The organism is Actinomadura opuntiae, from assembly GCF_030283205.1.
Taxonomy (GTDB): domain Bacteria; phylum Actinomycetota; class Actinomycetes; order Streptosporangiales; family Streptosporangiaceae; genus Spirillospora.
The window spans coordinates 15,801-33,892 of record NZ_JASNWF010000029.1 but is presented as its reverse complement, the minus strand read 5'-3'; the positions used below and the strand labels follow the sequence as shown (position 1 = coordinate 33,892).

At 74.1% G+C, this 18,092-nt stretch carries 18 protein-coding genes; 9 read left to right on the top strand and 9 right to left on the bottom strand.

The annotated features are described in order from the left end of the window. Nucleotides 1-35 precede the first annotated feature (35 nt). Entirely contained in the window at nucleotides 36-797 is a 762-nt protein-coding gene (locus QP089_RS42545) for a dioxygenase family protein (protein WP_353070681.1), read from the bottom strand. Between the two features lie 107 nt (nucleotides 798-904). On the opposite strand from QP089_RS42545, the gene QP089_RS42540 reads away from it, so the two are divergent. Beyond that, entirely contained in the window at nucleotides 905-1,393 is a 489-nt protein-coding gene (locus tag QP089_RS42540) for a MarR family winged helix-turn-helix transcriptional regulator (RefSeq protein WP_285920217.1), read from the top strand. A gap of 15 nt (nucleotides 1,394-1,408) precedes the next feature. Here QP089_RS42540 and QP089_RS42535 read toward each other — a convergent pair whose 3' ends face one another. The 3 genes from QP089_RS42535 to QP089_RS42525 are packed head-to-tail and all read right to left on the bottom strand — an operon-like array spanning nucleotide 1,409 to nucleotide 3,752. Beyond that, a complete protein-coding gene (locus QP089_RS42535) occupies nucleotides 1,409-2,515 on the bottom strand; it encodes a winged helix DNA-binding domain-containing protein (protein ID WP_285920216.1) in 1,107 nt (368 codons plus the stop codon). Continuing rightward, entirely contained in the window at nucleotides 2,502-3,143 is a 642-nt protein-coding gene (locus tag QP089_RS42530; RefSeq protein ID WP_285920215.1) for a TetR/AcrR family transcriptional regulator, read from the bottom strand. The genes QP089_RS42535 and QP089_RS42530 overlap by 14 nt, the downstream gene beginning before the upstream one ends. 33 nt (nucleotides 3,144-3,176) lie before the next feature. After that, complete coding sequence (locus tag QP089_RS42525) at nucleotides 3,177-3,752, bottom strand: TetR/AcrR family transcriptional regulator (RefSeq protein WP_285920214.1); 576 nt, start codon at nucleotides 3,750-3,752, stop codon at nucleotides 3,177-3,179. Between the two features lie 84 nt (nucleotides 3,753-3,836). Between QP089_RS42525 and QP089_RS42520 the strand changes: the two genes are divergently transcribed. Continuing rightward, nucleotides 3,837-5,030 (top strand): FAD-dependent monooxygenase, encoded by a 1,194-nt coding sequence (locus QP089_RS42520; RefSeq protein ID WP_285920213.1) that lies wholly within the window; start codon nucleotides 3,837-3,839, stop codon nucleotides 5,028-5,030. A gap of 17 nt (nucleotides 5,031-5,047) precedes the next feature. Here QP089_RS42520 and QP089_RS42515 read toward each other — a convergent pair whose 3' ends face one another. After that, nucleotides 5,048-7,942: a helix-turn-helix transcriptional regulator gene (locus QP089_RS42515; RefSeq protein WP_285920212.1), complete on the bottom strand. Its 2,895-nt coding sequence runs from the start codon at nucleotides 7,940-7,942 to the stop codon at nucleotides 5,048-5,050. Between the two features lie 104 nt (nucleotides 7,943-8,046). Between QP089_RS42515 and QP089_RS42510 the strand changes: the two genes are divergently transcribed. Then, complete coding sequence (locus QP089_RS42510; protein WP_285920211.1) at nucleotides 8,047-9,507, top strand: MFS transporter; 1,461 nt, start codon at nucleotides 8,047-8,049, stop codon at nucleotides 9,505-9,507. Between the two features lie 36 nt (nucleotides 9,508-9,543). Here the strand turns inward: QP089_RS42510 and QP089_RS42505 are convergent, their stop codons facing one another. Continuing rightward, a complete protein-coding gene (locus QP089_RS42505) occupies nucleotides 9,544-10,260 on the bottom strand; it encodes a CTP synthase C-terminal region-related (seleno)protein (protein WP_285920210.1) in 717 nt (238 codons plus the stop codon). 75 nt (nucleotides 10,261-10,335) lie between these two features. On the opposite strand from QP089_RS42505, the gene QP089_RS42500 reads away from it, so the two are divergent. From QP089_RS42500 to QP089_RS42490, 3 genes are all read left to right on the top strand, one after another. Next, on the top strand, nucleotides 10,336-11,211 hold the full coding sequence (locus tag QP089_RS42500) for a LysR family transcriptional regulator (RefSeq protein ID WP_285920209.1): 876 nt from the start codon (nucleotides 10,336-10,338) through the stop codon (nucleotides 11,209-11,211). An 86-nt stretch (nucleotides 11,212-11,297) separates the two neighbouring features. After that, a complete protein-coding gene (locus QP089_RS42495) occupies nucleotides 11,298-12,107 on the top strand; it encodes a class I SAM-dependent methyltransferase (protein WP_285920208.1) in 810 nt (269 codons plus the stop codon). 38 nt (nucleotides 12,108-12,145) lie between these two features. Beyond that, nucleotides 12,146-12,763, top strand: coding sequence for a TetR/AcrR family transcriptional regulator (locus QP089_RS42490; protein ID WP_285920207.1), 618 nt, complete (start codon nucleotides 12,146-12,148; stop codon nucleotides 12,761-12,763). A gap of 45 nt (nucleotides 12,764-12,808) precedes the next feature. On the opposite strand, the gene trpS is transcribed toward QP089_RS42490, so the two are convergent. Then, nucleotides 12,809-13,894 carry a tryptophan--tRNA ligase gene (gene trpS / locus QP089_RS42485; protein WP_285920206.1) on the bottom strand — a complete coding sequence of 362 codons (1,086 nt, stop codon included), beginning with the start codon at nucleotides 13,892-13,894 and terminating at the stop codon, nucleotides 12,809-12,811. Nucleotides 13,895-14,121: 227 nt separating this feature from the next. On the opposite strand from trpS, the gene QP089_RS42480 reads away from it, so the two are divergent. The 3 genes from QP089_RS42480 (at nucleotide 14,122) to QP089_RS42470 (ending at nucleotide 16,644) form a co-directional block, all read left to right on the top strand. Next, nucleotides 14,122-14,610 carry a MarR family winged helix-turn-helix transcriptional regulator gene (locus tag QP089_RS42480; protein ID WP_285920205.1) on the top strand — a complete coding sequence of 163 codons (489 nt, stop codon included), beginning with the start codon at nucleotides 14,122-14,124 and terminating at the stop codon, nucleotides 14,608-14,610. A gap of 72 nt (nucleotides 14,611-14,682) precedes the next feature. After that, nucleotides 14,683-16,128, top strand: coding sequence for an MFS transporter (locus tag QP089_RS42475; protein WP_285920204.1), 1,446 nt, complete (start codon nucleotides 14,683-14,685; stop codon nucleotides 16,126-16,128). Between the two features lie 48 nt (nucleotides 16,129-16,176). Further along, on the top strand, nucleotides 16,177-16,644 hold the full coding sequence (locus tag QP089_RS42470) for a pyridoxamine 5'-phosphate oxidase family protein (RefSeq protein ID WP_285920203.1): 468 nt from the start codon (nucleotides 16,177-16,179) through the stop codon (nucleotides 16,642-16,644). Nucleotides 16,645-16,667: 23 nt separating this feature from the next. Here the strand turns inward: QP089_RS42470 and QP089_RS42465 are convergent, their stop codons facing one another. Continuing rightward, the gene (locus QP089_RS42465; RefSeq protein WP_285920202.1) at nucleotides 16,668-17,576 is read right to left on the bottom strand and encodes a M56 family metallopeptidase; all 909 of its coding nucleotides are present in this window, start codon (nucleotides 17,574-17,576) and stop codon (nucleotides 16,668-16,670) included. Then, entirely contained in the window at nucleotides 17,573-17,953 is a 381-nt protein-coding gene (locus tag QP089_RS42460; RefSeq protein ID WP_208272191.1) for a BlaI/MecI/CopY family transcriptional regulator, read from the bottom strand. Before QP089_RS42460 ends, QP089_RS42465 begins: the two co-directional genes overlap by 4 nt. Between the last annotated feature and the right edge of the window lie 139 nt (nucleotides 17,954-18,092).

Here is an 18,092-nt window from a genome sequence, read left to right as displayed (position 1 = left end):
CGCGACACCGCCGCCGGGGCCGTTGCGCTGCGCGCTCAGCCGAACTGGAACGAGCGCTTCGCCATCCCGAACCAGTAGCCGTCGATGACGGAGCGGGCGCCGGACGGGGCGTCGGCGTCGGCGCCGAGCGCCACGAACAGCGGCGCGAAGTGCTCGGTGCGCGGGTGGGCGATGCGCGCGGCGGGCGCCTTGGCGCGGAAGTCGAGGAGCGCGTCGATGTCGCCGCCCTCGACGGCGCGGCCCGTCCACTCGGCGAACTCGGCCGACCAGGCGGGCGCCGGCGCGTCCGGGGCGGGGCTCATCGCGCGCAGGTTGTGGGTGGTGAAGCCGCTGCCGACGATCAGGACGCCCTGGTCGCGCAGCGGCGCGAGCGTCCGGCCGATCTCGAGGAGCCGCTCGGGGTCCAGCGTCGGCATGGACATCTGCAGCACCGGGACGTCCGCGTCGGGATACATCTCCACGAGCGGGACGTAGGCGCCGTGGTCGAGGCCGCGGTCCTCGTCCCGGTGCACGCCGGGAATGAGTTTGCTCACGTCGGAGGCCAGGTCCGGGGCGCCGGGCGCGTCGTAGCGGACCCGGTAGTAGTGCTCCGGGAAGCCCCAGAAGTCGTACACGAGCGGCACGGGACGGGTCGCGCCGATCGACAGCGGCGCCTCCTCCCAGTGCGCGGAGACCATCAGGATCGCCTCGGGCCTCGGCAGTTCCGCCGACCACCGGGCGAGCTCGGCGGTCCAGACGGCGTCGTCGGCCAGCGGCGGCGCGCCGTGGCTGAGGTAGAGCACCGGCATCCGGGTCATGTCGCCCCCCAATGGACCGAGACCGTAGAAGTTCAGATTTGAACCATACCTCCGATTTGATTGAACGTTCAAGCCTTGAGGCTTCAAGTATCACGTAAAATAAAGACATGACGGACACGCGGTGGCTGGACGACGAGGAGCAGGAGACCTGGCGCGCGTTCCTGTGGACCTCGCGGCTGCTCAGCGAGGCCCTGGACCGCCAGCTCCAGCGCGACTCCGGCATGCCGCACGCCTACTACATGATCCTGGCGATGCTGTCGGAGTCGCCCGGCCGCGCCCTGACGATGACCGAGCTGGCCGCGATCGTCCACTCGTCCCCGAGCCGGCTCTCGCACGCGGTCAACCGGCTGGAGGAGGCCGGCTGGGTGCGCCGCTCCAAGGACGCCGCCGACCGCCGGACCACGATCACCGAGCTGACCGACGAGGGGTTCACCGCGCTGGAGAAGGCCGCCCCGGGCCACGTCGCCGAGGTCCGCCGCAACCTGTTCGACCCGCTGACCCGCGAGCAGATGCTGGACTTCCAGCGGTCGCTGCGCACGCTGCTGTCCTCGCTGGACCCGAACCGCGAGGCGCCCTGCGCGAAGCGATGCGACTGACCCGGGGCGCCGCCCTCACTCCGGCCGCTCGAACTCGACCCGGTGCGCCTTCGCGTCCGGGTGCGCGGCGGCGAGCAGCCGCCTGCCCTCCTCGGCCAGCGCGTCCCGCTCGCCGGCCGGGACCGGGGCGAACGGGGAGAGCCGCAGCGCCGCCTCGCCCCGCGCCTTCCCGATCTTCCAGGTCCCGTGCACGTACCCGTCGACCAGGTACGTCGCGCGGATGATGCCGTTGACGGTGAAGACCCGCGCGCGGTGCTCCTCGCTGATGATCCGGGTGCGGTCGGTGTGCGAGAGCAGCAGGTTGTCGAAGTCAGGGACGAACCGGACCGGCGCCTCGGCCTCCGGGCCGGGACGCGGCGCGTCCGGCAGGTCGTAGAGCGCGCGGCCGGCCTCGTCCCGGAAGACCCGCAGGCGGGGCAGGAGCCGCTCGACCACCTCGCCCAGCCGGGTCAGGCCCGACCACTGCTGGACGTCCTGGACGGTCGCCGGCCCGAACGCGCCGAGATAGCGCAGCACCATCTCCTCCACGGACGGCTCCGGGACGTCGTGGCCGTCCAGCCAGGCCTCCAGCGTCGTGTGGCGGGCGATGCCGGACGCGCCCCAGATCCCGCGCGGTGGGACCTGCACCAGCGGCAGGGAGAGGCGGACGGCCCAGACGAGCAGCGCGGCGTCCGCGTCCGGCCAGCGCTCGCCGAGCACGGCGCGCAGTTCCTTGTCGGAGCGCGGCTCTTCCTCCAGGACCTTGCGCGCGTAGGCGACGGCGGCGGGGAGATCGACGGCGGCGAGGCCGGCGGCCCGCGGGCTCCGGAGGTGGCCGTCGAGGATCGGCTGGGTCAGCGGGCGCAGCATCAGCGCGTCACGGGCGCCGACCAGGTGCAGCGTCCCGCGCATCAGCACGATCCGCAGGACGCGCCGGTCGGTCATCGGCGCCGTGAGGTCGTCGAAGCCGAACCCTTCGAGCCTGCTCCACAGGCCGACGTGCGGGGGGTTCGGGGCCTGCGACTGCATCCCGACGAGGTGCTCGACCGCCTCGACCGCGGTCATCCGGTGCCGCCGCAGCAGCAGTTGCCGGTCCAGCAGCGCCCGGTTCAGCGCGCGGCCGTCGAGCCTATCGGCCGTCATACCGTCCCCGGAGTTCCCGCCAGGTGGGGGCCGGGCCGGGGAGTTCCCCGGCCTCGGTGAGGCACAGCGAGTCGAGCATCAGCGACAGGTAGCGGTGCTGCAGCCGGTTCATCCGCTCGTCGTCGCCGATCCGGATGCCGTGCAGGTACTCCAGGATCACCGAGATGTCGCCGACCTCGACCTCGCGGCGCAGCGCCCCGGCCTGTTTCGTGCGCTCCAGCAGCCGCGTCGTGGCGAGGTGGATCTCGCGGCCCTTGGCGCTCATCGCCTCGGTGACGGGGAAGCCGCCCGCGAGCCGCATCGTCAGGGAGCCGGCGCCGATGTCCAGGCAGCGGCGCATGAACGCGGCGAAGACCTCCCACGGGTCGCCGTCGTCGGCGAGCGCGGCCTCGACCTCGGCGAGGTAGCGGTCCATGCCGTCGTCGGCGAGCTTCTGGAGCAGGTCCTCCTTGCTCTTGTAGCGGCGGTAGAGGGCGCTGATCCCCACGCCCGCGTGCTCGGCGACGGCCGCGATGGGGGCGCCCGGGTCGGCGGTGAAAACCGCCCGGGCCGCCTCCCGGATCAGTTCGTCGTTGCGCGCCGCCTGGGCCTTGCGGCCGCTCATCGGCGCCGGCGTCGTGGTCTCCATGCCGTCCATCCTAAGGGAACGAAGAATTCCGTTCTACATTATTCCGGCGGCGATCGCCCGCACCGCCTCCAGCAGGTCGGGCGCGGCCGGCACGCCGTCCGGGTCGACGAGCGCCTGCGCCGCCAGGCCGGCCAGCAATGCCTGGTAGCAGGCGCCGACCAGCTCGGCACGCCGCTCCCCCAGCTCCGCCGCGCCGGCGCCGAACAGCTCGACCAGCCCGAGGCGCGCCTCCCGGTTCGCCTCCGGGAAGGCGTCGCGCAGCTCCGGCGTCCGCTCGATCTGCGCGATCGCCTCGAACTGGATCGCCCACAGCGGGCGCGTCCGCGCGAACGACTCCAGCACCCGCGCCCAGGTCGCCTCGAACCGCTCGGCGCCGGACAGGCCGCGCTCGGTCTCGGCGGCCAGGATCGAGGCGATCTCCGCACCCCACTCCTCGATCGCCTGGCGCAGCGCCGCGCGCAGCAGCTCGTCCTTCGACCCGAAGTGGTAGCCGATCGCGGCCAGGCTGACACCCGATTCGGTGGCGACGTCGCGCGCCGTCGTGCGCGCGTAGCCCTTGCTCAGCAGGCAGCGCCTCGCGCCGGCCAGGAGGTCCTCGCGGTTGCCCATGGGAGAACCCTAGCCGATCTTTGAGACGTCCGTCTTAGACGAATGTCTTGCACATTTGTCTAAAACGGTTGTACCGTTCGCGGCATGAACGAGAACACGAGCGTCCTGGTCTCCGGCGCCGGCATCGCGGGCCTCGCCCTCGCCTTCCGGCTGCGCCGCCACGGCTTCGCGCCGACGGTGGTCGAGCGGGCGCCCGCGATCCGCGCGGGCGGCTACAAGGTCGACGTCCGGGGCGCGGCGCTGACCGTCGCCGAGCGCATGGGCCTGCTGGACGAGATCCGCGGCATGCGCACCGGCGTGCGGAGCGGGACGGTCGTGGACGCGGCGGGCCGGCGGGTCGCGAGCATGGACGGCGACACGTTCGGCGGCCGGGTCCACGGCGACGCGGAGGTCCTGCGCGGCGACCTGCACCGGCTGCTGTTCGAGCGCACCGAGGCCGAGTACCTCTTCGGCGACTCGATCGCCGAGCTGGAGCAGACGGCCGGCGGCGTCGAGGTCACCTTCGACAGCGGCCTCTCGCGCACGTTCGACCTGGTGGTGGGGGCGGACGGGCTGCACTCGGCCACCCGGTCGCTGGCGTTCGGACCGGAGGAGAGGTTCGTCCGCGACCTCGGCCACCGCATCTCGATCTTCAGCGTCCCCGGCCGCCTGGGCCTGGACCGCGAGGAGGTCACCTGCATCGGCCCCGGCCGGACGGCCCTCGTCTACAGCGTCGCCGGGGACGCCGGCGCGAAGGCGATGTTCCTGTTCCGGTCCGACGACCGGGACCTCCCGCGCGGGCGGGCCGCGCAGGAGCGGGTGCTGGCCGCCGCGTACGCGGGCGAGGGCTGGGAGGTCCCGCGGCTGCTGGACGGGATGGGCGCGGCGCCGGACTTCTATTTCGACGCGGTCGCCCAGGTCCACATGGACCGCTGGTCGGACGGGCGGGTCGCGCTGCTCGGCGACGCGGCGTACTGCGCGTCCCCCGCGTCCGGCCAGGGCACGAGCCTGGCACTCGTCGGCGCCTACGTGCTGGCCGGGGAACTGGCGGCGGCGCGGGGCGACCACCGCGCCGCGTTCGCCGCGTACGAGCGGGAGATGCGGCCGTTCGTGGCGCGGAACCAGAAGCTCGGGCCGGCGAACCTCAAGCGCATGGTGATGCGGACGGCGCGGGCCGTCCGCATCTCGATGGCAATGCTCGCAGTGATGGGTCGCATGCCGGGGCGGGAGCGGATGATGGCGAAGGTCATCGCCCCCATCCACGCCGCCGCCACCGCCATCGCGCTCAAGGACTACTAGTCCTGGAACGTCGGGGTTCAGCCGGCGGGCGGGTCGAACAGGCGCAGGCGGTGGGCGAGCGCCGCCGCCTCCGTCCGCGACGCGACCTGGAGCTTCGCCAGGATGTTGGACACGTGCACGCCCGCCGTCCGGGCGGAGATGAACAGCGCCTCGGCGATCTGCCGGTTGCTGCGCCCGTCCGCGACGAGCCGGAGCACCTCGGTCTCGCGGCGGGTCAGGCCGAGGCGGCGAGCCGGACCGGGCGCGACGGGCTCCGGCTCCGGTTCTGGTTCGGCCAGGGAGAGGCGCGCGCGGGCGGCGAGCCGTTCGATCTCCTTGAGCAGCGGTTTCGCGCCGAGCCGCGCGGCGATCGCGGCGGCTTCCCGGCACCGCTCGGCCGCCTGCGCGGACGGGACGCCGGGCGCCTCCGCCGCGCGGAACAAGGCTTGCGCGAGTGGATAGGGCCGACCGACCTCGCGCCAGGCCCGCACCGCCTCGTCCCAGGTCCCGTCGCCTACCTCGGCGTGGAACTCGGTCCGGTACGCGTGCTGCACGGGGCCGATCACCGGCAGCCGTCCGGCCAGGTCGCGCAGCTGAGCCGGCCGTTCGCGCTCACCGACCCGGTGGGCGAGCCGCTCCGCGCACAGCCGGGCGCCGGTCAGCAGCAGCGGCCACGCGAAGCGCGACGTGGCGAGCAGCCCGGGCCCGTCGAGGGCGCGGCCGAGGATCCCGTCGGCGCCGGCGAGGTCGTCGCGGACGATCGCGATCCGGCAGCGCAGGTCGTGCAGCGGCAGCCGGAACGCCTTGCCCTGGTAGGTGTCCCCCATGATCGCGTACGCGGCGTCGGCGGCCCGCGCCGCCGCCGCGACGTCGCCCTGAGCGAGCACGACCGTCCCCAGGTTGACCTGGGCCAGCGCGGCGAACAGCGGCGGCGGGTCGAGCGCGAGGACGTCCCGCAGCAGCGCGGCCGCCTCGTCCCAGCGGCCGAGCGCCCACAGCGGTTCGGCGCCCTTCGCGGCGAGGCCCGCGCCCTGGTCCCGGTCCAGGCCGGAGCGGCGCGCGGTCTCCAGGCCGGCGGTGACCGCGTCCACGGCCCGCTCGTCCAGGCCCATGCCGTGCAGCGCGTCCGCCTCCGCCATCGCCGCGATGACGAGCGGGACCGCGGATTCCCCGGCCGCCCTGGTGACCCGCGCCGCCTCCGCGATCCGTGCGAGCGCGGCGTCCAGGTCGCCCGCGGCGCCGTCGAGGGACCCGAGCGTCAGCAGCGCCCACGCCCGCACCCGCGCGTCCCCGGACGCGCGGCCCGCCGCGAGCGCTTCGGTCGCCAGCGCGCGCGACTCGTCCGGGCTCGACAGCAGGAACAGCCGGTTCGCCAGCGTGGACAGCGGACGGCCCCGGACCGCCGCCGGCGCCTCCGCCGGGAGCAGCGCCACGGCCGCGCGCAGGTCGTCGAGCGCCGGGTCGCCGAGCCGGTGGCGGAGCATGCTGCGCAGTTCGAGGAGCAGCGCGGCGCGTCCGGGGCCGGTCTCCCGGTCGAGCGCCGAGAGCGCCTCGGTCGCGAGGGCGACGCCGCGCGCCGCCTCGCCCGCCGACAGGCACGCCTCCGCCGCGCGGTGCAGCACCTCCGCCCGGTCCGCGCCGAGGACCCGTTCGGGTTCGGCGACGTCGTCCCACTGCCTCAGCACGCGTTCCAGGATCCGCAGCCGTTCCGGATGGGCGTGGACGGCGCGCGCCGCGGCGGCGGCACGCCACAGGGCGTCGAACGCCCGCTCCTTCTGGCCCGCCGCGCACCAATGCGCCGCCTCCTCCGCTGCGGCGCGGCCGTCCGGCACCAGGCCGGGGTCGGCCTGCAAGGCGGCGCCGGACCGCTTGTGCAGGCGTGCGCGCGCGCTTGGAAGCACGTCCTCGTAGACGGCCTGGCGTAGCAGCGCATGCCGGAATGCGTATCCGTCGCCTTCCGTCAGCAGCAGGCCGCGTTCGACCGCCGGACGTATCGCGTCCTCTAGGGCCAGGTCGTCCAGCCCCGTCACGGACGCGAGGAACCGGTGCGCCAACCCACCGCCCCATGCCGACGCCACGGACGCGGCGTGCAGCACGCTCCGGGACCCGTCCGGCAGGGAACGGAAGCCAGCCAGCAGCAGGTCCCGCAGGCGACGCGGTGTTCCGCCCTGTGCGCCGGCGTCCGCCAATGCCTCCACGAACAGCGGATTGCCTTCGCTACGCCGCGCTATCTCCTCCACCGCGTCGGGGGCCGGTTCGTATCCAAGCCGGTCGGCGACCAGCCCGCGCACCTCGGCGCACGTGAGCGGCGCGGGTTCCATCCGCCGGACGCGCGGCGACCGCGCCAGCCCGGTCAGCACCGGACGCAGCGGGTGCGCTTCGTCCAGGTCCGCCGAACGGTACGTGCCGACCAGCAGCACACCGGGCCCGGCCAGGTTGTGGACGAGGAACACCAGCAGCTCGCGGCTCGACGGATCGGCCCAGTGCAGGTCCTCCAGCACCAGGACGAGCGGCCGTTCCCGCGCCGCGCCCTCGGTCAGCGTCAGGACGTCTTCGAACAGCCGGGCCTTCCCGTACGCCGGGTCCGGTTCGTCCGGTGCGGCGCCGAGCACCGGCAGCCAGTGCGCCAGCCCGAGGCGTCCGCCGCCGGGGAGCAGGCCGGCGGCATGTTCGGGACCGAGGTCGCGGACGAGGGCGCGCATCGCCGCGATGAACGGCGCGTAGGCGAACCCGCCGCCGGCCTCCAGGCAGTCGCCGCGCACCACGCGCGTCCGGGACGGCAGCCGGGCCGCGAACTCGGCGACCAGCCGGCTCTTGCCGATCCCCGCGTCCCCGTCGATCAGCACCGCCATGGGACCGGCCTCGCACGCGCGCGCGAAGGCGTCCGACAGCGCGGCCAGCTCGGCCGTGCGGGCGACGAAGGCGGACGCCACCACACCCCCTAAGCAACCCGGCCCGGAAATCTGAAGAACCCGGCCCGCCGGACTACGTATTCCTCTCCATGTGGCACGGGCTCCGCGCCACGACCGTGGACCGCATGGCATCCGGAAAGCACGGCCGGCTGGTCCTCCCGGTCATCCTCTCAGCGACGTTCATGGTGTCGTTCGACTACATGGTGGTCAATGTCGCGACACCTTCCCTCCAGCGCGACCTGCGCGCCGGGCCGGTCGCCCTCGAACTGGTCATCGCCGGTTACGCCTTCACCTACGCGAGCGGCATGGTGACCGGCGGGCGGCTCGGCGACCTGTTCGGCCACCGGCGCCTGTTCCTGTTCGGCATGGCCGCCTTCACCGCCGCGTCGCTGCTGTGCGGGCTCGCGCAGTCGCCGGACCAGCTCGTCGCGGCGCGGCTGCTGCAGGGGCTGACGGGCGCGGCGATGGTCCCGCAGGTGCTCGCGCTGATCACGTCCGCGTTCCCGGCGGAGGAACGGCCGCGCGCGATGGCCTGGTACGGCGTCGTCCTCGGCGGCGGCGGCATCGCCGGGCAGGTCGGCGGCGGGCTGCTCCTGCAGGCCGACCTGTTCGGGCTCGGCTGGCGGACGATCTTCCTGGTGAACGTCCCGGTCGGCGCCGCCGCGATCGTCCTCGCCGCCCGCTCGCTGCCCGGCGCCCGCTCCGGCCGGCGGCCCCGCCTCGACCCGGCCGGCGCCGCCGGGATCTCCGGTGCCCTCGCGCTCGCGCTCGTCCCGCTGGCCATGGGCCGCGAGCAGGGCTGGCCCGCCTGGACGTGGACCTCGCTCGCCGCGTCCGTCCCGGTCATGGCCGCGACACTGCTGTGGGAGCGCCGCCTCGCCCGCACCGGCGGGGAACCGCTGCTCGACCTCGGGCTGTTCCGGGTCCGCTCGTTCGACCTCGGACTGGCGATCAACGTGGCGTTCCTCGCCTCGTTCAGCAGCATGAACGTGGTGCTGACCATGCTGCTGCAGGGCGGCCTGCGCCTGACGCCGCTGGAGGCGGGCCTGGAGTTCGGGCCGATGGCCCTGCTGACCATGATCGCCTCGCTGTTCGGCCGCCCGCTCGTCGCCCGGTTCGGGGCCAGGGTCCTGGTCTGCGGGACGGTCGTCACCGCGCTCGGCGTGCTGGCCCTCGCCGCCCAGCTGCACGTCCTCGGCGGCGACGTCACCGCCGCGGGGCTGCTCGCGCCGCTCGGCCTCGTCGGCCTCGGCGGCGGGCTGACGCTGCCGTCGGTGATCGGCGCGGTCATGTCCGGGATCCGGCCGGCCCAGGCCGGCGCCGCGTCCGGCGTGCTGAGCACCGCCCAGCAGTTCTCCGGCGCGACCGGCGTCGCGGTGCTCGGCGCGGTCTTCTTCGCCGCGCTCGGCGCGCATCCCGGCCGGGCCGCGTTCGCGTCCGCCGCCGAGACAGCGATCTGGGCGGACTTCGGCCTCACGCTGGTGACCGTCGTCCTCGCCCTGCTGTTCCTGCGCCCGGCCGCCCCCGCCGCCGGCCCGGCACCCGCCGCCCCGGCCCGGGAGCCGCTCCTCGACAAGCGCGTCTGACGCACCGCACGACCGGCGCCGCCCCGGGGGCGCCGGTCAGCCGGCGGCGGCCCTCGCGCCCACCGCCGCGCACGCGGCGGCGACGAACGCGGTGACCACGGGATGCGGGCGGCTGCCGTCGCCGGCCAACTCCGGCTGGAACAGCGTCGCGAAGTAGAACGGGTGGCCGGGCAGTTCCATGATGCGCACCTGCCCCTCGTCGTCGTGGCCGGTGAACCGCAGGCCGTTCGCCTCCAGCGTCCCGATGTACTCGGGGTTCGGCCCGAACGTGCAGTTGAAGCGCTCGATGCTGCGCGCGGTTCCCATGATCCGCTCGGCGGACGAGCCGGGCGCCACGTTCACCTCGCCCTCGTGCCCCGCGAGCGAGCAGGCCAGCGGCATGATCACCGCGTCGTCGCCGGGCATCTCGTTCTCGGCGTGCACGGCGCCGGCGATCCCGCAGACGTTGCGCGCGTACTCCAGGACCATGTGCTGGAAGCCGCCGCAGGTCCCGAGCAGCGGGATCCCGCCCTCCCGCGCCGAGCGGACCGCGGCGAGGGCGCCCGCCTCGCTGCGGTACGGGCTGCCGGGCAGCAGCCAGACGCCGTCGAAGCCGTCCAGGCCGCCGCCGGTCTCGTCGGTCGGGATCCAGTACGCCTCCGCGAGGAGGCCGTCGCGCTCCCGGACGGCCTCCAGGAGCCGGGGGATCCTGACGTGCGACTGGACGTTCGGGGAACGCTCCCCCACCAGGGCGATGCGTGCTGTGAAGGTCATGCCTCGATCCTGGCGCCGCACCCCGCTTAAGCGCCAACGATGATTTCCGATGGCTCCATAAGCGACACTTATCCGATGGACCCGCACCTGCTCCGGACCTTCGTCACCGTCGTGCGGACGGGCTCGTTCTCCGCCGCCGCGACCGAGCTCGGCTACACGCAGGCCGCCGTGTCGCAGCAGATCGCGGCGCTGGAGAACGACCTCAAGGCCACGCTGCTGCACCGCCGCCCGGTCGGGACGACCGAGGCGGGCGCGCGGCTGCTGGAGCACGCCGGTCCGATCCTGCTGCGGCTCCAGGCGGCGCGGTCCGAGATCGTCCGGATGTCCGGGACGCCGCGGTCGCGGCTGCGCATCGGCGCGTCACCGCTGGCCGCCGCGCACGTCGCGGCGCCGCTCGCCGGCGCGCGCCGCGCCAACCCCCGCGTCGAGACCGCCGTTCGGGTGATGGCCCGCACGGAGATCGACGCAGGGGTCGCGGCGGGCGACCTCGACATCGGCCTGGTCGACGGCATCACCGCACCGAACGACCCGCTCCGGCTGACCGACACCGTCCCGCTGGCGGCCGTCGCGGTCGCGGAACGGCCGCTCGCGCTGGTGCTGCCGTCCGCGCATCCGCTGGCATCCCGTCCCGGCGTCGACCTGAACGACCTGGTCGACGCGCTGTGGCTGGACGTCCCGGACGTGGCCGTCCCGCTCCCCGCGCTGCGCCGGGCGACCGGGTCCCGTGACGGGTTCCGGGCAGCGCTGACCTGCGCGGGCGGCGATCTCCCGCTCCTCGTCGCGCTGATCGCGGCGGGCCACGGGCTCGCCGTCCTGCCGGCCGGGACGGTGGACGACCCCGGTGTGGCCGAGGTGCCCGTGCGGGCGCCCCGGGTCGTCCACCGGACGGAGCTGCTGCACTCGCGGGCCACCGACCCCGCGACCGCGGCGTTCATCACCGCGCTGAGCTGAGAGGACGCGTCCCGCCCTTGACCCGCGCACCGCCGCGCGCTCATTATGAACATAAGTTCATGAACATACGTTCATAAGGAGGGGCGATGCGGATCGTCAACACCGGTCAGGCCGAGGCCTGGAACGGCTACGAGGGCGAGCACTGGGCCGGCCACCACGACCGCTACGACGCCGTGAACAGCGGCTTCAACGACGCCCTGCTGGAGGCCGCCGCGATCGGCCCGCGGGACCGCGTCCTCGACGTCGGCTGCGGGAACGGCCAGGTCACCCGGCTCGCCGCGCGGCGGGCGGCGTCCGGCGAGGTGCTCGGCGTCGACCTGTCCGCGCCGATGCTCGCCCGCGCCCGCTCCCTCGCCGAGCGGGAGGACGTCCGGAACGCCGCGTTCGAGCAGGGCGACGCGCAGGTGCACCCGTTCCCGGACGGCGGCTTCGACGCGGCGGTCAGCCGGTTCGGCGTCATGTTCTTCGCCGACCCCGTGGCCGCGTTCGGCAACGTCCGGCGGGCACTGCGCGACGGCGGCCGGCTGGCCTTCCTGTCCATGACCGGGCTCGCCGAGAACGATCTCGGCGCCGTCTTCGCGGCCGCCGCGCCGCGTCCGGAGGCCGTGGTGGGGCACGGCGGGCCGCTGTCGCTCTCCGACCCCGGCGACGTGCAGGAGATCCTCGAAGGGGCGGGCTTCCGCGACGTCACCTGCCGCCGCGTCGAGGCGGAGCAGGTGTGGGGACGCGACGCCCGCGACGCCGCCGAGTTCCTCGCCGCCTGGGGCCCCGTCCGCCACAACCTCGGGCAGGCCGACGGGATCGGCGCCGCCCTCGCGGACGCGCTCCGGCCGTTCGAGCGCGACGGCGCCGTCCGGCTGCGCTCCACCGCCTGGCTCGTGCGGGCCCGGCGCTGACGCCGCGCCGCGGCGCGCCGCTCATTACGATGCGGGTGATGTCTCCTCGAAAGGCGGCCGCGCTGCGCGGCGGCGACCGGACCCTGCGCGAGCACCTGATCGCGACCGCCGAACGGCTGATCGCCGAGCGCGGGACGGCGGGGCTGACCGTCCGGGCGATCGCGCGGGAGGCGGGCGTCGCGGGCGGCGTGCTCTACAACCACTTCGCCGACAAGGAGGAGCTGATCGCCCTCGCGCTGCGCGCCCGCGCGGCGGCGATCGAGAGCGGCCTGGCGCCCCTGCCCGCGCCGGGCACCGGGACGGTCGAGGGCAACCTGCGCGCCTACGTCGCCCACGGCCTGGCCCTGCACGGCCGGATGGTCCCGGCGCTGACCGGCCTGGTCGCGACGCCCGAGGTCCTCGCCCGGTTCGCGGAGCTGGGCGATCCGGGCGGGGACTGGCGCCACCGCCTGCGCGGCTACCTGGAGGCCGAGCGCGACCTCGGCCGCATCGCCGCCGACGCCTCCGTCGACGCCGTCACCTCCATGATCGTCGGTGCGTGCCACGAGCCGGTGCTGTCGGCGCTGTTCCAGGGACGGGGCATCGCCGAGCCGGCCGTCCGGTACTCGGAGGACGACCTGGTGGCCGCCGTCCTCAAGGGCATCGCAGCCCGGTAGCCCGGCGGCGGGCGCGCACCGCGGACCAGGAGATCCGGACGGGCCTCACATGGCCATCGACATCGCCTCGCGAACCTCGTCGAGGGTGCGGTCGGCGATCGCGATGGCGCGCTCGTTGCCCTCGGCGAGGACGCGGTGCAGGTGGCCGCGGTCGGCCATGACCTCGGCGCGGCGGGCCCGGATCGGGCGCAGGAACTCGTTCACCGACTCGGTCACGACCCTCTTGAGCGCCGCGCCTCCGCCGTCGCCGATCTCCGCGGCGACCTCGCGAGGGTCGCGGCCCTGGCAGAGCGCGGCGAGCAGCACCAGATTGGACACCTCCGGACGGGTGTCGGGGGCGTACTCGATGTGCCGGTCGGCGTCGGTCACCGCCCGCTTGATCAGCCGGGCCGTCTCGTCCGGCGACGCCGACAGGGCGATGGCGTTGCCGCGGCTCTTGCTCATCTTGCGGCCGTCGGTGCCGAGCAGGGTTGGCGCGGCCGACAGCAGGGCGTCCGGCACCGGGAAGACGGGGGCGTAGCGCTCGTTGAAGCGGCGCGCGATCGTCCGGGTGACCTCGAGGTGCGGGAGCTGGTCGGCGCCGACGGGCACGAGGTTGGACTTGCAGAACAGGATGTCGGCGGCCTGGTGGACGGGGTAGGTGAACATCAGCCCGCTGACCGCCGACTGCCGGGACGCGGCGATCTCGTCCTTCACCGTGGGGTTGCGGCTCAGCTCGCCGACCGACACCAGCGACAGGAACGGCAGCATCAGCTGGTTCAGCGCGGGCACGGCGCTGTGCCGGAAGATCGTCGCGGTGGACGGGTCGACGCCGATCGCGAGGTAGTCGGCGACGAGGCCCTCGACGTGCTCGCCCATCCGCTCGGCGACGTCCCGGTCGGTGAGCACCTGGTAGTCGGCGACCAGCACGAACAGCTCGACGCCGGCGCGCTGCAGGCGGACGCGGTTGGCGAGGGTGCCGAAGTAGTGGCCGAGGTGCAGGGCGCCGGTCGGCCGGTCGCCGGTCAGGATCCGGAACGCGCCGGGCTCGGCGGCGACGCGCTCTTCGAGGTCGCGGTAGGGGTCGGGCGCCTGGCCGGTCTGCTTCTGGCTGGTCTGCTTCTGGCTGGTCTGCGTCCCGGTGGTGTGCATCGTCTCTTCTCTCCTCCTGGTTCCCCGGGGCCCGCCGGTCCCGGCCCCGGGTGCGGAGAAAGAGAAAGGGCCGTCCGGCGGACGGCCCGTGCGTGCGCGAGTGCCGGCCGTCCTAGGACGGCCACCAGCCGAGGCACGCGATGCGGTTCATGCCTCCACGATATCCCACTCCGAATGCGGATGGCAGTAGATAATCCAGAACGAAACCACTTGGGTAGGCTGGGGCCATGACCGCGCTCGCTCCTGCCAACGCCGTGACGGACCTGTCCTACCTGCTCGACCACACCGGGCACGTGCTGAAGTCGAAGATGACGGCGGCGCTCGCCGAGATCGGGCTGACGCCGCGCATGCACTGCGTGCTGGTGCACGCGCTCGAAGAGGAGCGCACCCAGATCCAGCTCGCCGAGATCGGCGACATGGACAAGACCACGATGGTCGTGACCGTGGACGCGCTGGAGAAGGCCGAGCTCGCCGAGCGCCGGCCGTCCTCGACCGACCGCCGCGCGCGCATCATCGCCGTCACGGAGAAGGGCGCCGAGACGGCCCGCCGGGGGCAGGAGATCGTCGACCGCGTGCACGCGGCGGCGCTCGACTCGCTCCCGGACGACGAGCGCGACGTGCTCGTGCGGGCACTGCGCCTCCTGGCCGAAGGGCATCTGAGCACCCCGGTGGAGCAGGCGCAGCCGGTGCGCCGCAGGCGGGAGCGCAACAAGTAGGTCGACAATAGATCGTCTCTAACAAAACTATCTGCTACTGTCTCTCCTGTCCGCCTCGAACGGGAGATGACCATGACCCTGTCCGCACGGTCCCGCGGGACCGCCCTCGGCGTGCTGTCCGCCGCCGCGCTGATGACGATCCTGGACGGCAGCATCGTCACCGTCGCGATGCCGTCCATCCAGCAGGACCTCGGCTTCTCGGCCGCCGGGCTCAGCTGGATCGTCAACGCCTACCTGATCGCCTTCGGCGGCCTGCTGCTCCTCGCCGGCCGGCTCGGCGACCTGATCGGCCGCAAGACGATGTTCCTCGCCGGGAACGCGGTGTTCACCGGCGCGTCCCTGCTGGCGGGCGTCGCGAGCGGCCCCGGCCTGCTGATCGCCGCCCGGTTCCTGCAGGGCGTCGGCAGCGCGATGGCCTCCGCGGTCGTCCTCGGCATCCTGGTGACGCTGTTCAGCGGGCCCGCCGAGCGCGCCAAGGCCATCGGCGTCTTCAGCTTCACCGGCGCGGCCGGCGCGTCCATCGGCCAGGTGCTCGGCGGCGTGCTCACCGACGCGCTGAGCTGGCACTGGATCTTCCTGATCAACCTGCCGATCGGGCTGGCCACCATCGCGCTGGCCGTCCGCGTCCTGCCCCGCGACCGCGGCATCGGGCTGCGCGCCGGCGCCGACGTCGCCGGTGCGCTGCTGGTCACGTCCGGGCTGATGCTCGGCATCTACACCGTCGTCAAGGCCGAGGGCGACGGCTGGCTGTCGGGCCGCACGCTCGGCCTCGGCGCGGTGTCGGTGATCCTGCTCGCCGGGTTCTTCGTCCGGCAGGCGAAGGCCGCCACCCCGCTGATGCCGCTGCGCCTGCTCCGCTCGCGCAACGCGTCCGGCTCCTACCTGGCGCAGATGCTGTCGCTGTCGGCGATGTTCTCGTTCCAGATCCTCGTCGCGCTCTACATGCAGAAGGTCCTCGGCTACGACGCGCTGCAGACCGGCCTCGCGATGCTGCCCGCCGCCGTCTCCATCGGCGCCATCTCGCTGTTCGTCTCGGCGCGGCTCAGCCGCCGCTTCGGCGAGCGCGCGGTTCTGCTCGGCGGGCTCGTCCTGCTGATGGCCGCCATGGCATGGCTGACCCGCATCCCGCAGGACGCCGACTACGTCACCGACCTGCTGCCCGTGATGGTGCTGATCGCCGACGGCGGGCTCGTCCTGCCGGCGCTGACCGGGCTCGGGATGTCCGGTGCCCGCCCGGACGACGCGGGCCTGGTGTCCGGGCTGTTCAACACCGTCCAGCAGGTCGGGATGGCGCTCGGCGTGGCCGTGCTGTCGACGCTCGCCGCGTCCCGCACCGAGCATCTGCGGGCGGACGGGCGGTCCGAGGCCGCCGCGCTGACCGGCGGCTACCACCTGGCCTTCACGGTCTCGGCGGGCCTGCTGGTCGCCGCCTTCCTGGTCGGCGTGCTCGTCCTGCGCCGCCCGAAACCCGCGGCGGACGCGCCCGCACCCGTCGAATCCGTCCCCGCCAACGCCTGACCCCGTCCCCGCCAACACCTGAGAACGCGACCACCGAAGGAGACCACCATGACCGAGTACGGCCCCGGACAGGGACCCGGCCCCAAGCCCATCAGCGAGGACGACCTGGCCCGCATCCTCGGCGAGCAGCAGTTCGCCGTCCTGGCCACCCACCGCAAGAGCGGCCATCCGCACCTGTCCACCGTCGTCTACAGCTGGGACCCCGCCGAACGCGTCGCGCGGATCTCCACCGTCGCCGGGCGCGCCAAGGTCAAGCAGATCCGCAACGACCCGCGCGCCGCGCTCCACGCGTCCACTCCGGACCACCTGTCGTTCGCGGTCGCCGAGGGAACGGCGGAACTGTCCGAGATCACCGAAAAGCCCGGTGACGCCACCGGGCTGGAGCTCCTCGCGATGACGCCCGGCTTCGCCGACCCCGCCGACGAGCGGGCGTTCCTGGAGCAGATGGTCAAGGACGAGCGGCTGGTGATCCGCCTGCGCGTCGACCGCCTGTACGGCACCGTCCTCGCCGACTGACCGGACCGGCGCGGACGGCGGGATCAGGTGGGCAGCACCATGAGGATCAGCGGAAGGCCGGCGAGGACCGGGACGGCGGCCGTCGCGGCGAAGCGGGCCCGGCGCGACAGCGGTTTCGGCTCCAGCAGCCGGTTGACCCGCGCCATCACCGGGATGTCGTCGGCGGACGCGACCCCGAGGGTGCCGGACGGCGCGGCCGCCGGGCGGGCGGCGGCGAAGCGCAGCAGCGCGGTCGCCAGCTCGCGCGGCGGGCGCCCGGCCCGGGCCCGGTCGTCGGCGGCCATCTCGATCAGCAGCTCGACCGCGTCCAGGCACCGTCCCACCAGCCGGAACTGCGGGAAGACCTGGCGCAGCGACGCGAACGGCAGCAGCACCAGGTCGTGGCGCTCGCGCGCGTGCGCGCGCTCGTGCGCGAGGACCGCGGCCAGCTCGGCGCGGTCAAGCAGCTCCAGCGTCCCGGCGCTCACCACGACCTTGGACGAGCGGACCCCCGGAACGCAGTAGGCGGCCGCGCCCGGATGGTCGAGGACCAGCGTGCCGGGCACGGCCGAATCACGGCGCGAGACGAGGGCGAGGAGGACGCGGTGCCGATGCCTGGCGCGGACGACGCGGACCACCGCGTACATCAGCATCACCAGCAGGACGGCGGCGAGGCTCACGGCCGACAGCAGCGCGGCCATGTGCACCGCGTCGAGCCTGGCGGCCTGGTCGTCGTAGAGGCCGGGGATGCCGCCCAGCACGCCCTTGCGGTACGGCGCCAGCGCGACGCCGAGCATCGCCCCGATCGTGGCGACGCCCCAGCACAGGCCGAGCGACTGCCAGAGGGCGATGCCGAGGCGCGGGGTGCGCCACGTCCACCTGGCCCGGGACAGCAGGTGCGCCCCGCCGACGGTCCCCAGGGAGATCAATGCGAGCAGGGCGGTGCCGGTCATGCCGGTGGTTCCTTGGTGATGCCGGCCAAGGCCTGGCGGATCACGTCGATCTCGTCGCTCGAGACCGACCGGACGAAGTGCGCCAGAGCGGCGTCGCGGTCGCCCGTCTCGTCCAGGGCGCCCAGCATCAGCTCCGTGACGTAGCTCTCCCGGCTCTCGACCGGCCGGTACCGCCACGCGCGGCCGTCCCGCTCGCGTTCGAGGAAGTCCTTCTTGGCGAGCCTGTCCAGCACCGTCATCACCGTGGTGTGGGCGAGGTCGCGGTCATGGGCCAGCGCACGGCTCACGTCCCGGGCGGTGGCGGCGCCGGCACCGGCGTCCTCCCGCGCCCACAGAACCTCCATGACCGTGCGTTCAAGCTCTCCAAGACCCTTCACGGCGTCCAGATTATCCGACTCGCGGGCAGGTCACCACGGGAGGTAGTACTACGGCCGGTGGTCGCGCTCCGGGGTCCGGTGTTCCGCCCACCCGGGCGGGGCCGCCGCCCTAGGGTGGCCGCAGAGGCCGGGAGACACG

What these genes read in the sequence shown, in the direction of transcription:
- QP089_RS42545 (WP_353070681.1), bottom strand. Translation starts at nt 797, where the DNA reads ATGACCCGGATGCCGGTGCTCTACCTCAGCCACGGCGCGCCGCCGCTG.
- QP089_RS42540 (WP_285920217.1), top strand. Translation starts at nt 905, where the DNA reads ATGACGGACACGCGGTGGCTGGACGACGAGGAGCAGGAGACCTGGCGC.
- QP089_RS42535 (WP_285920216.1), bottom strand. Translation starts at nt 2,515, where the DNA reads ATGACGGCCGATAGGCTCGACGGCCGCGCGCTGAACCGGGCGCTGCTG.
- QP089_RS42530 (WP_285920215.1), bottom strand. Translation starts at nt 3,143, where the DNA reads ATGGAGACCACGACGCCGGCGCCGATGAGCGGCCGCAAGGCCCAGGCG.
- QP089_RS42525 (WP_285920214.1), bottom strand. Translation starts at nt 3,752, where the DNA reads ATGGGCAACCGCGAGGACCTCCTGGCCGGCGCGAGGCGCTGCCTGCTG.
- QP089_RS42520 (WP_285920213.1), top strand. Translation starts at nt 3,837, where the DNA reads ATGAACGAGAACACGAGCGTCCTGGTCTCCGGCGCCGGCATCGCGGGC.
- QP089_RS42510 (WP_285920211.1), top strand. Translation starts at nt 8,047, where the DNA reads ATGGCATCCGGAAAGCACGGCCGGCTGGTCCTCCCGGTCATCCTCTCA.
- QP089_RS42505 (WP_285920210.1), bottom strand. Translation starts at nt 10,260, where the DNA reads ATGACCTTCACAGCACGCATCGCCCTGGTGGGGGAGCGTTCCCCGAAC.
- QP089_RS42500 (WP_285920209.1), top strand. Translation starts at nt 10,336, where the DNA reads ATGGACCCGCACCTGCTCCGGACCTTCGTCACCGTCGTGCGGACGGGC.
- QP089_RS42495 (WP_285920208.1), top strand. Translation starts at nt 11,298, where the DNA reads ATGCGGATCGTCAACACCGGTCAGGCCGAGGCCTGGAACGGCTACGAG.
- QP089_RS42490 (WP_285920207.1), top strand. Translation starts at nt 12,146, where the DNA reads ATGTCTCCTCGAAAGGCGGCCGCGCTGCGCGGCGGCGACCGGACCCTG.
- trpS (WP_285920206.1), bottom strand. Translation starts at nt 13,894, where the DNA reads ATGCACACCACCGGGACGCAGACCAGCCAGAAGCAGACCAGCCAGAAG.
- QP089_RS42480 (WP_285920205.1), top strand. Translation starts at nt 14,122, where the DNA reads ATGACCGCGCTCGCTCCTGCCAACGCCGTGACGGACCTGTCCTACCTG.
- QP089_RS42475 (WP_285920204.1), top strand. Translation starts at nt 14,683, where the DNA reads ATGACCCTGTCCGCACGGTCCCGCGGGACCGCCCTCGGCGTGCTGTCC.
- QP089_RS42470 (WP_285920203.1), top strand. Translation starts at nt 16,177, where the DNA reads ATGACCGAGTACGGCCCCGGACAGGGACCCGGCCCCAAGCCCATCAGC.
- QP089_RS42465 (WP_285920202.1), bottom strand. Translation starts at nt 17,576, where the DNA reads ATGACCGGCACCGCCCTGCTCGCATTGATCTCCCTGGGGACCGTCGGC.